11 protein-coding genes are annotated in these 11,044 nt (G+C 44.0%); 5 read left to right on the top strand and 6 right to left on the bottom strand.

What is annotated here, in order from left to right:
• On the bottom strand, window positions 1-407 hold a 407-nt coding region (locus tag B2Y23_RS09610; protein ID WP_291370490.1), incomplete at its 3' end, for a CorA family divalent cation transporter.
• Between the two features lie 152 nt (window positions 408-559).
• Here B2Y23_RS09610 and B2Y23_RS09605 point away from each other — a divergent pair.
• Window positions 560-1,153 (top strand): TIGR00730 family Rossman fold protein, encoded by a 594-nt coding sequence (locus B2Y23_RS09605; RefSeq protein ID WP_291355081.1) that lies wholly within the window; start codon window positions 560-562, stop codon window positions 1,151-1,153.
• A 2-nt stretch (window positions 1,154-1,155) separates the two neighbouring features.
• Window positions 1,156-1,563, top strand: a complete 408-nt coding sequence (locus B2Y23_RS09600; protein ID WP_291355083.1) for an NUDIX hydrolase — start codon at window positions 1,156-1,158, stop codon at window positions 1,561-1,563.
• A gap of 81 nt (window positions 1,564-1,644) precedes the next feature.
• Here the strand turns inward: B2Y23_RS09600 and B2Y23_RS09595 are convergent, their stop codons facing one another.
• Genes B2Y23_RS09595 through recG form a run of 3 tightly spaced genes read right to left on the bottom strand, consistent with a single transcriptional unit; the run spans window position 1,645 to window position 4,775 of the window.
• Window positions 1,645-2,277: a ComF family protein gene (locus tag B2Y23_RS09595; protein ID WP_291355085.1), complete on the bottom strand. Its 633-nt coding sequence runs from the start codon at window positions 2,275-2,277 to the stop codon at window positions 1,645-1,647.
• Between the two features lie 37 nt (window positions 2,278-2,314).
• Entirely contained in the window at window positions 2,315-2,713 is a 399-nt protein-coding gene (locus B2Y23_RS09590) for a DUF7668 domain-containing protein (protein ID WP_291370488.1), read from the bottom strand.
• Window positions 2,714-2,729: 16 nt separating this feature from the next.
• Complete coding sequence (recG, locus tag B2Y23_RS09585) at window positions 2,730-4,775, bottom strand: ATP-dependent DNA helicase RecG (RefSeq protein WP_291355089.1); 2,046 nt, start codon at window positions 4,773-4,775, stop codon at window positions 2,730-2,732.
• Between the two features lie 35 nt (window positions 4,776-4,810).
• Here recG and B2Y23_RS09580 point away from each other — a divergent pair, with 35 nt between their 5' ends.
• On the top strand, window positions 4,811-5,611 hold the full coding sequence (locus tag B2Y23_RS09580; RefSeq protein ID WP_291355091.1) for an NAD-dependent epimerase/dehydratase family protein: 801 nt from the start codon (window positions 4,811-4,813) through the stop codon (window positions 5,609-5,611).
• A 151-nt stretch (window positions 5,612-5,762) separates the two neighbouring features.
• Here the strand turns inward: B2Y23_RS09580 and B2Y23_RS09575 are convergent, their stop codons facing one another.
• Window positions 5,763-5,903: a hypothetical protein gene (locus B2Y23_RS09575; RefSeq protein WP_291370486.1), complete on the bottom strand. Its 141-nt coding sequence runs from the start codon at window positions 5,901-5,903 to the stop codon at window positions 5,763-5,765.
• A 229-nt stretch (window positions 5,904-6,132) separates the two neighbouring features.
• A complete protein-coding gene (gene plsB, locus B2Y23_RS09570) occupies window positions 6,133-8,709 on the bottom strand; it encodes a glycerol-3-phosphate 1-O-acyltransferase PlsB (protein ID WP_291370484.1) in 2,577 nt (858 codons plus the stop codon).
• A gap of 293 nt (window positions 8,710-9,002) precedes the next feature.
• Here plsB and B2Y23_RS09565 point away from each other — a divergent pair, with 293 nt between their 5' ends.
• Window positions 9,003-9,875, top strand: coding sequence for an acyl-CoA thioesterase (locus tag B2Y23_RS09565; protein WP_291370482.1), 873 nt, complete (start codon window positions 9,003-9,005; stop codon window positions 9,873-9,875).
• A 387-nt stretch (window positions 9,876-10,262) separates the two neighbouring features.
• Window positions 10,263-11,044 (top strand): dicarboxylate/amino acid:cation symporter (locus B2Y23_RS09560; RefSeq protein ID WP_291370480.1); only part of this gene is annotated, 782 nt, incomplete at its 3' end.

The raw sequence follows: 11,044 nt of genomic DNA, 5'->3' as shown, positions 1-11,044 counted from the left end.
CGACGTGCACGGGCACGAAAGGCACGAAAGGCCACCAGCTTTTCACCACGTAGGGTAAACAGGTGTTCTTTGTGCAGAATAAAGGCCACCGTTTGCACCGTGGCTAAAATACTTGAATCTTCGTCGCTTTCACCATCAACCTGAAAGTTTTTATTTTTGGTTAAAAAGTAGGTGCTGATATGTAAAATACCGTCATCATCACGGTAAAATCGTGCCGATGAAGAAATGTCTTCTAAAGATTTTAGCGTGGGTAAATTTTGCTCATAGGCATCCAAGACCCATTGTTGTTCTTCTTGTGAGGGAGCAATCAAGTCAATCCACACTAAATCCTGATGCAGATCAAAACCGCCATTAATAGTGGCATCTTCCAAACTACCGCGCTCTGTGGCGTAAAAGGCTTCAAGCATGCTGTCTTTTCTCCCTTGCGCAGTATGGGTTAATTGATGGGTGTATTTTAGACAAGGAATTCAATAAAAACACTGATTCAATCGCTTTTTTATTAAAAAATCTCCTGAAAATTTACTTTATTATTATGACATCAGTAAAACATGGTGAAAAAATGACGAAATCAATCGCAATTTTTTGTGGCTCTGCCGTTGGTACAGATTCCATTTTTTTAGATACCGCGCAAAAAATGGGACAAACCATTGCCCAGCAAGGTAAAACGCTGGTCTATGGCGGTGGACGTTCCGGCTTGATGGGGGTAGTGGCAGACAGTGCCTTGCAGGCGGGTGGCAAAGTCATTGGCGTGATTCCAAATGCCTTGGTCGATCGTGAGCTGGCTCATCCGCATTTAACCGAATTGCATGTGGTAAGCAATATGCATGAACGTAAAACCAAAATGTCGGAACTTTCCGATGCCTTTATTGCCATGCCAGGTGGTGCAGGGACGCTGGAAGAAATTTTTGAGCAATGGACCTGGGCACAACTGGGCATCCATTTAAAACCGTGTGCCTTTTTAAATGTGGCCGGTTTTTATGATGATTTATTGAAATTTATCCAAATGACCACCGTCAAAGGTTTTACCCATACACGTTTTGCGGACAGCATTATTGCTTCAGATTCAATTGAAGAGATTTTGCAGCAGTTTGATGAATATGAGGCACCACAGCCGAAATGGGGTATGGTCGATCAGCAAGCGTTGGTGAAATAAACATGAAAGTGATTACAGTTGCTGCGGCAATTATTTTAAATGATCAACAGCAACTTTTAGTGGTACGTAAACGTGATACTTCATGCTTTATGCAGGTGGGTGGCAAGCTGGAACCCGATGAGCCACCTGAAGCGACCATGCTGCGTGAAATTCAAGAAGAAATTGGTTGTCAGGCTTCAATTCAACACTTTGTCGGACGTTTTGAAACGGCGACCGCCAATGAGCCGGATCATCAGCTGGTCAGTTATGTTTATCATGTAACTTTAGACCATGCTCCAAAAATCGATGCAGAAATTGCCGAAATGAAGTGGGTCGATCTGGATGATTTACATACTCAACTGGCACCTTTGACCCGTGAAATTGTTATGCCTTGGGTGAAGCGGTTTTTAACAGAAAGCATTTTGTCCTGATTGATAAAATCATTCTCTCTCAAGGATGAGTACGCTTCTGCAAGCGGATAAAAGGAAATCAGTAGGCTTTCTTTCCAAAGATTAAATCTCTGCACTCGCGATACACGCTGCATAAACTTTTTGACAACCCAATTCTTCAAGTTTTTGTTTTAAGGCATGCAGTGAACTGCCTGTAGTCACCACATCATCCAGCATCAATACCTTGCGGTAACGGACTTTGGACGTTGCTGCTATCATGAATTGCTGGTCAATTTGGTCTAATCGTTCAATGCGGCTTAAGCCTTTTTGCGAATGTTGCGCCAGTCGAGCAACCGGTTGCCAGACGGGAATATTCAGATGTTTTGCCAATATCTTTGCAACCAGCAAAGACTGGTTATAGCCGCGTTCGGCCAGCCGTTGATGGGAAATCGGCATCGGCACAATGGCCTGAATTTTGGGTAATTTCAGGTTAATCAGTGAGCCAGCAAGCAGGGTTTGAAAATGCAGCTGTTGTTCATATTTGAATTTCTGAATAATACGATCTATTGGATAGTCATAATGACAGGCCACCTGGATATCCATTTCCTGTCGCTGAATGCTCTGTTTCAACCACGGCAATTGCTGCCAGCAATCGGTACAGACTGAATGGTGTTGCTGTCGATCGATTCCGCAGAGCAGGCAAGGGGAAAGGCTTTGCACACCTTTGTGAAGCAGTTGATTGAGGAATTGGAGCATAGTGTTTTCTTATTTTAATGATTTTATGATTGGTATTTTATGGTACGTAGATATCAATTATTTCATAAGTATAATGATCATCTTGCTTATAAATATGAAGGTTAATAATTAAATCACTAGGACACTCTTCTTCTGTAAACAGGTCAACAATCGCCTTCCAAAAATGATTTTCATTATGTTTACCTTGATAGAAGCATACAGAAGAATCCCATGCTTCCTCAGGTAAGCTGACAAGATGAGCGCCATAATGATCAATATTTTCGGCAGTCTCGGCAGCATATTGAATATCAACAAATTCAACATTTGGAATTGTACTTAGACGAGCAAAATCTTTATCTTTAAAAGCCTCGACAATTTGAACGATTGTATTTCTCCAAATATTTGGAATTGGCGATTGAAACTCTAAATCGTATGGAACGGGAATATCTTGTGTCATTTTATTTTCTCCTTATTTACACATAGGCATAGCGTGGCGCTTCAGGTAACCAGCGTTTCAGTAAAGCCTCTGCATTTTTAGGATAATCTTTGAGAATTTGCTGCGCGACATAATGCGCCTGATTCAGCAAATGATCATCACGTTCTAACTTGGCCACCCGAAAGCCCATGTCACCGGTTTGTTTGGTGCCGAGCAATTCGCCCGGGCCACGAATTTCCAGATCCTTTTCGGCAATGATAAACCCGTCATTGGTTTCGCGCATAATCCGCAGCCGTTCCTGTCCATTTTGCGAAAGCGGATTTTTATATAGTAAGGCACAGAAACTGGCAGTTGCACCACGACCCACTCGCCCGCGCAGTTGGTGTAGCTGTGAAAGTCCCAGACGCTCTGCATTTTCAATCACCATGATGGAAGCATTCGGTACATCCACCCCGACTTCAATCACCGTAGTGGCAATCAGGAGTTGCAGCTGATTGTCTTTAAACTGCTGCATTACCGCCTGTTTTTCATCGGCTTTCATTTTGCCATGTACCAGACCGATATTGAGCTGCGGAAAACGTTCCTTGATTTCCTGATAAGTCGCTTCGGCCGCTTGGGCATCCAGCGTTTCCGACTGTTCCACCAAAGTACAGACCCAATAGGCCTGTTTGCCTTCGCCGCAATTGGTGGCAATACGCTGTAGTACTTCTTCGCGGCGGTCTAAAGGAATGGTAACGGTCTGAATCGGAGTACGACCGGGCGGCAGTTCATCAATCACCGAGGTGTCCAGATCACCATAAGCAGACATGGCAAGAGTGCGGGGAATTGGAGTGGCAGTCATCACCAGTTGATGCGGGGTGGTGTTGTTGATGCCTTTATTGCGTAGTGCCAGCCGCTGATCAACACCAAAGCGATGCTGCTCATCAATAATCACCAGACCGAGTTTGCTGAATTCGACATTTTCCTGAAACAGGGCATGGGTCCCCACCACTAGATTGGCAGTGCCTTGTTTAATGGTTTGCTCAGCCGCTGCACGAGCCTTGCCTTTTTGTTTGCCTGAAAGCCAAGACACATTCAGGCCTAAAGGTTCAAACCATTTTTTAAAGTTCAGATAATGCTGTTCGGCCAAAATTTCCGTCGGTGCCATGAGCGCCACTTGCCAGCCTTCTTCCAACGCATGACAGGCTGCAACCCCGGCTACCAAGGTTTTACCTGCGCCGACATCGCCCTGAACCAGACGCAACATGGGCTTGTTTTGTTTTAAGTCCTGCATAATTTCTTTGGAGACTCTTTTTTGTGCGCCGGTCAGACTAAACGGTAAGCCAGCCAATAACTGCTTGGCAAAATTTTTACTCGGGCTAAAAGAAGGTGCTGCAATTTGCTGGATATAAGCACGGCGAGATAACAGGCTGATCTGATGTGCAACCAGTTCTTCAAAGATCAAACGCTGCTGAGCCGGATGAGAGCCTTGTGCCAACTGTAGCATATTGGCATTCAGTGGCGGTTCATGAATATATTCCAGTGCCTGCTTTAGTGCATAACCATTGGTGAATTTTTCTGGCAATAATTCGGGCAGGTCATCACTATGCTGTTTCAGTGCCTGTTTGACATATTCACGCAGCTTGGGCTGGGTTAAACCTTCGGTGGCTGGATAAATGGCAGTGAGCTGGGTTTTGGGTAAGGGCGTATGTTCAGTAATGAGCTGAATTTCAGGATGATACAGTTCCAGACCACGTGCACCGACGCGCACTTCACCAAAGATGCGTAGCTGATTGCCAATTCTGGCACGATCAGTCAGGGCTTTATAGACATGGTAAAAACGCAAGGTGACTTTGCCGAAATCATCCTGTAACTGGATGGCCATAGATTTGCGCTTGCCCGGCGGGAAATCGACCCCTTTCACAATACCTTCAAGCAAATAACTGCGCCCCACGACCAATTGGTTCATGGGAATGATCGTGCTACGATCTTCATAATCACGCGGTAGATGAAACAGTAAATCATCTGTCGTAAAAATATTCAGTTTTTCCAGTAATGCGGCAGAGGCAGTTCCTACCCCTTGCAATTGATGGACTGCAGCCATTTGCCCTCAACTTGAGTTAAATCATCAGGTGCTTAATGCATATATTATTTATCGGTTATGGTAAAACATCTACCCGGGTTGCTAAACAATTATTTCAGCAAGGGCACCAAATTACCACAATCAGCCAAAGTCCGAAAACTGATCACTATGCGACTCATCTGATTCAAGATGTGCATCAGCTGGATTTAACTCATCTCCCGCCCATAGATTGGGTCTATGTTTTATTGTCGCCCTCACAAAGTACTGTTGAAGGCTATCAACAGACTTATGTCGATTCGGTTGCTCCAATTGTCCGTGCTTTAAAGCAGCATCCAGTGCAAAAAATTGTCGTAGTGTCCTCAACCCGTGTTTATGGTGAAAATTCAGGTGAGCATATTGATGATGCGTCTACTCTTCATTCGGTGGATGAGCAGGGGCAGTTACTCTGGCAGATGGAGCAGCTCTACCAACAGGCATTCGCTGAGCGCTGCATAGTCATTCGTCCTACAGGAATTTATGGCACGTCTGTGGCGAGGATGATCAAGCTGGCTGAAATGACTCAACGCTATCCGCAAATTCACTGGTCTAACCGGATTCATATTGATGATCTGGCTCGGTTCCTGGCGCAATTGATTCACGTGGAACATACTCAACCTTCTTATATCGTTACCAATAATCAGCCTGTACCTTTGCATGAAGTGATTCAGTGGTTTCAACGGCAATTGGATTTGCCTGAACTGGTTGTGGAAAGCCAGAAGGAATCTGGAAAACGGATTTTTGCAAAGCGGATGCTGGAAACTGGATTTCAGTTAGAACATCAGGATTGTTTTAGGGATTATAAAAAGTTATTAATCTAAATGAGATATTGAAGTTCCCTCTCCTTTTAGGAGAGGGTTAGGGAGAGGTGATTTTTTTAAATAATCAAATATTGAACTTTAACTCACCCTCATCCCCACCTTCTCCCTGAGCCATATATGGCGCAAGAGAAGGGGTGATTATTTCAAAAAATTATCTGCCACCAGGACGGCGGTCAGCTGCACGGTCGCCACAAGAAGATCCATCTTTTGCTGATTGCCAGCTGTAGTCACAGCTTCCAGCAAATGTAGGGATTGATAAAGATAATGTAAGAGCTATTAATAAATATTTCATTATTCATCCTAAAGATTAGAAAAATAGACTATAGGAATAAAGTAAAAGTAATACTATTAGCGATAAATATTATTGATTTTATTGGTTAAATTTTTTTAAAAGTAATCAATCACTCCCTAACCCTCACTTGCGCTAGATCTAAAGCAGTGCTTTATCTCTAGCTTAGGAGAGTATTTAACAGACCTCTCCCTAGCCCTCTCCTAGAAGGAGAGGGAACGGAGAAGGAAGATTATTTCTTCTTCCGTTTTAAACGACGTTTCGCCTGCTGGGCAGCGACTGCATCCAGAGCTTCCTTCAATTCTTCATCACTAAAGGTGGTAATGTGCTGTAGCATTTGCAAAGTCACATCATCTAATACCAGATTGGCGTATTGAGCAACGTTCTGGAAGTTCTCATCAAACACAATGGCGTTATCTTCATTGTTACGGATATAGCCCTGTTGGGTCAGCACTTTAATAAAGCTTTGGAATAAGGCTTTATCAAAGAATTCTGGAGAGTTGAATTCATACAGTACAGACAGGCGCTGACCAACCAAATGACTGAGTTCTTCCACCTGACGGGTCGAAATGTTGCCCGAACCACGCTGGGTGATTAAAGCGAGGGTCATGTAATAACGTTCCAGACTTTGCATCACCGGAGCGGCAAGCACCACCAGCTGGTTATGATCTTCCGAGTTTGGTGCTGGAGAAACCAGATTGCCTTCAATATCTTCAAAAATCAATTTGGCTTGAATCAAGGCTTCAACATACGCACAAATTTGATCTTTCAGCTCTTCATCTTTCCATTTTAAGAACAATTCAGCTTTTAAAAATGGATAAAGGGTACGAATGACATTAATCAAATCACCACGGCGGATTAAACCGTTATGTTCCACCAAGGCTGCAATTAGCGAAGGTAAAACAAAAGCATGCAAAATATTATTGCGGAAGTATGTCAGCAATACCGCCTGGTTATCTTCAATCGCAATAATGTCGCCTAACACGTGTTTAACGCGTTTAATCAGCTTCAGTTTTAAGCCATAGGCAATGATTTCTTTGCCTGAAAGCGGCGTCACCTGAGTACGCGTATCATAAGGCAAGGCAGTCACTAGTTTGCGGTAAGCATCCAGCTGCTTGATGCAGATCTCTTCATCCAGCGTATGTTTAGGGGTAGCCAACAGAATTAGTGAAAGCAGCGATACCGGGTTAATGACCACAGCACGGTTAATATTTTCCAGAATGGCATGGGCAGCACTGTTGACTGCATCTGATACTTCTGGCGGAATCGGATCATCATTTTTGGCAATTTTAATATTGTCCGCAGCATGCTGTTTAAGCATATCATCCAGAAAAACCGGCTCACCAAAGTTTACATGCACCTGGCCGAAAATACGTTCGATTTTGCGCAGGGTTTTCAGAATACCCATGATGGATTCAGATTCTTTATCTTTACCATTCATTTCACCGACATAGGTGGCACCTTCCATCAGGCGTTCATAGCCAATATATGTCGGTACAAACACGATCGGTTTAGAACGACCACGTAAATGTCCATGCACCGTCATGGCGAGCATGCCGGTTTTTGCCGGCAGCAAACGGCCGGTACGTGAACGGCCACCTTCAATAAAGTATTCCAGTGGGGTATTACGGGAAAGAATATTAAAAAGATATTCCTTAAATACAGTGGTGTACAAGCCATTACCGCGGAAGGTACGGCGAATAAAGAACGCACCACCACCACGCAATAATTGACCCACAAAAGGCATATTCAGGTTATCACCTGCAGCAATGTACGGCACCATCATGCCACGTTTATAAATGACATAAGACAGTAATAAATAGTCAATGTGACTGCGGTGACAAGGCGTGTAGATAATTTCGTAATCTTTGGCCAGTTCACGCACGGTACTGAAGTTATGCACTTCAACACCGTCATAGAGCTGGGTCCATAAACGGGTCAGCGCCATGTCGGCAAAACGGACTGCCGAATGTGAATAGTCCGATACAATCTCGTTTAAATAGCCAATAGCACGGCGTTCAGCTTCGATCATGCTGATTTTGCCACGAATGCTTTCCCGGCGGATGGCATCCTGAACATCGTTAGATTTGATCAGGGAATGCATCACGTTACGACGATCTGAAAGATCCGGGCCAAGTACAACTTCACGCTGACCATCTAAATAGTTATTTAATTTATTGAGAATATAAGTCGCAGGCGACAGGTTCGGATGCCGCTGTTTGGCAAATTCAACCAGTTGGCGCAAAGACTGGCCCTGATGGAATTCCAGATAGGACTGACGACCATGCAGGCCAATATTCACCAATTGTTTAACAGTACCTGGCGTTGCCCATGTATCGGTAAATAAGAGTTTGAACCAGGAATCTTCTTTGTCTGGCGAACGTCCCCATAATACGGTAACCGGAATCAGTTCAATATCAACTTGAGGATGATGTTCCAGAATGTCGATCAGGCGTAATAATCGCGGTGGAAAGGCATGGGGCGGAGGATTGAGCAAGTTATTTTCATTATGATGCTGCAAAAACAGCACTGATGCTTTTTCCTTATGATCGCCCACCACCAGCGGATTTAATGCCGGTGGCAATTTTAGACGGCGAGTTTCCCCATCAACAATCAGGGCATTGCTACGCGAGTAATTTTGTAAGACATAGCACACCACTTTTTGCTGGACGGGCTGCTCTGTCTGGGAATTTACTTCTGTCGTTGCCGGTTCAGTAGGAACCTCACCAAGAACATGTGGGGTTACCACCAGGTCAAGCAGCTTACTGGAAAGCTGACGATAGATTTGACCAAAGCCACTCTTGGACATACATACTCCTACTTAAATGACCGAAACCACAGATTTTCTGAGGGGGAATAGTTTTGCATCATTGTAATTTAAAACAATATGTCATTTTCTGACAAAATGCATATTGAGTGTTAAATTTTATCGTTAAAAATCGTATTTTTAGCGGATATTCAGCTCAAATTGCGTGACAGGCCAGTCAGTCTATCTTTAGGGCTTTAGTCGGGATTTGTGGCAGAATAGCGTTTATAGCTTAGCTGATTGATTGAAATTTTTCGCCTACATTTTAGGTATCCCATATTAAAAATAGGTCGCTTATGAATCCTTTAACCCAAGAACTGGTTGAATTACTGAGCCTTGAAAAGATTGAAGAAAACATTTATCGAGGTCAAAGCCGTAATCTGGTAGGGAAGCGTGTCTTTGGTGGGCAGGTATTAGGGCAGGCATTACGGGCAGCATCCTATACGGCAGATCGTCCTGCGCATTCATTGCATGCCTACTTTTTATATGGCGGAGATGTCAACGCACCGATTATTTATAAAGTGGACCGTCTGCGGGACGGCAAGAGCTTTGTTAGTCGTCAGGTACGTGCCATTCAGCATGGACGGACGATTTTTACCGCGATGGTATCATTTGCCAGTCCGGAAGAAGGCCTGAATTACCAGATTTCAGAACCGGAATATCCTGCGGTTGAAGAATTAAAAAATGAAGCAGAATTAAAAACCCAGCTGGTCGAATTCGTGCCGGAAAATGTACGCGCCAGTTTTATGCGTGACCGTCATGTGGAAATTCGCCCGGTGATGCCTGTCAATCCTTTCCAGCCTCAGCCTGAAGCCCCTTCTTATGCGCATTACATTCGAACCCATGGCCAGATTGCGCAAAAGGTTGATGAAATTTCACTGCATCAGGCTATCGCTGCGTTCTATTCAGACTTCACCTTAATGACCACAGCTTTGCGTCCACATGGTTTAAGTTATATTTCCCCAAGTCTGCAATGCGCCAGCATTGACCATGCCATGTATTTCCATAAGCCATTTCGTGTCGATGAATGGATGCTGTATGACATGGATGCCACCATCAGTGCCAGTTCTCGCGGACTGAATTTTGGCCGCATGTGGCAAAATGGTGAGCTGGTGTGTAGCACCACTCAGGAAGGTCTGATTCGCTTGCGTGAAATTGAAACCCAATAAGTTGAAATGTTGTAAAAAACCGGACTTGCTGTCCGGTTTTTTTATGATTTTATTAATCCTTGTGGTTTAGTGGCAACGCGGAATGTCCTCGGAGACATCTTTATGGCAGCCATGACTTGGATGGGCAAAGGCTGCATGCGCACTGCACAGCAGAGTAATAATTAGCATGATTTTTTTTCATCGTTGTACTCTTTTAATTATTAGATTGAATCACTGAATTAAAAGCAGATTTTATGCCATTCGTTTATCCAAGTGGTGATGATTCAGATAAAATGAACCGCCTGTTTTGATTTATTTATGCTGAGCTTGTGACAAAAAAATCCTCGATTCTAAAAATACGGCATGGCATAGTGCCTGACAGGACTTAATGATAAAAAGCATGTCGTGATGAGCTTAAATACACAAATATTGATTGCTGCGATTTTAGGGGTGGCATTTGGATTTCTGTTAAATCTGTTTCCCAATACTCAGTTTTTTTCTGTCAGTCTTTATGGTTTGGGTCTGGCCAGCAGTATTTTTATTGGTTTATTGAAAATGCTGCTTATTCCACTGATTTTCAGTTCAATCGTAGTCGGCGTTTCGAACTTGCAGGCAGGCGGGCAACTGGGCCGGGTCTGGAAAATTACCCTGCTGTGCTGTGTCACCACCACCACTTTGGCGCTGATTTTGGGCTTAAGCTGTGCGCATCTGTTTAATGTGGGTCAGGGCGTAGATATTGTGATGTTTCAGGATGCCATGAACAGTCACCAAACACCTGATACCTTAACGCCATCTTCCTTCTTTACCAACTTTATTCAAAATACTCTGATCAATCCGTTTAAGGCCTTTGCCGAAGGCAATGTGCTGGCCGTGGTGGTATTTGCCTTGTTTATCGGGGTTGCGCTGGTCAAAGGCGGGGAGAATTTCCGCAGTGTGCGTAAATTAAGCCTGCAATTTTTTGACATCATGATGATGATGATCAGCTGGGTGATGAAACTGGCACCGCTAGGCATTTTTGCCTTGCTGGCAAAACTGATTTCAACCGAAGACATTTCCGTACTCAGCCGTCTGGCGGAGTTCGCCGCTGTGGTAACCGGAACTACCATTTTTCATGGTGCAGTGGTATTGCCTTTGCTGTTGTGGATCTTTGGCAAGATGAGTCCGATCACGTTCTTTAAAGGTACACGAGA

It is taken from the genome of Acinetobacter sp. UBA5934 (assembly GCF_002430855.1).
Lineage (GTDB): Bacteria > Pseudomonadota > Gammaproteobacteria > Pseudomonadales > Moraxellaceae > Acinetobacter.
Note: the sequence above shows the minus strand (reverse complement) of the source record. Positions and strands in the feature narration are given on the sequence as shown.

Coding starts and splice junctions, on each gene's coding strand:
- B2Y23_RS09605 (WP_291355081.1), top strand. CDS start 560: ATGACGAAATCAATCGCAATTTTTTGTGGCTCTGCCGTTGGTACAGAT.
- B2Y23_RS09600 (WP_291355083.1), top strand. CDS start 1,156: ATGAAAGTGATTACAGTTGCTGCGGCAATTATTTTAAATGATCAACAG.
- B2Y23_RS09595 (WP_291355085.1), bottom strand. CDS start 2,277: ATGCTCCAATTCCTCAATCAACTGCTTCACAAAGGTGTGCAAAGCCTT.
- B2Y23_RS09590 (WP_291370488.1), bottom strand. CDS start 2,713: ATGACACAAGATATTCCCGTTCCATACGATTTAGAGTTTCAATCGCCA.
- recG (WP_291355089.1), bottom strand. CDS start 4,775: ATGGCTGCAGTCCATCAATTGCAAGGGGTAGGAACTGCCTCTGCCGCA.
- B2Y23_RS09580 (WP_291355091.1), top strand. CDS start 4,811: ATGCATATATTATTTATCGGTTATGGTAAAACATCTACCCGGGTTGCT.
- B2Y23_RS09575 (WP_291370486.1), bottom strand. CDS start 5,903: ATGAAATATTTATTAATAGCTCTTACATTATCTTTATCAATCCCTACA.
- plsB (WP_291370484.1), bottom strand. CDS start 8,709: ATGTCCAAGAGTGGCTTTGGTCAAATCTATCGTCAGCTTTCCAGTAAG.
- B2Y23_RS09565 (WP_291370482.1), top strand. CDS start 9,003: ATGAATCCTTTAACCCAAGAACTGGTTGAATTACTGAGCCTTGAAAAG.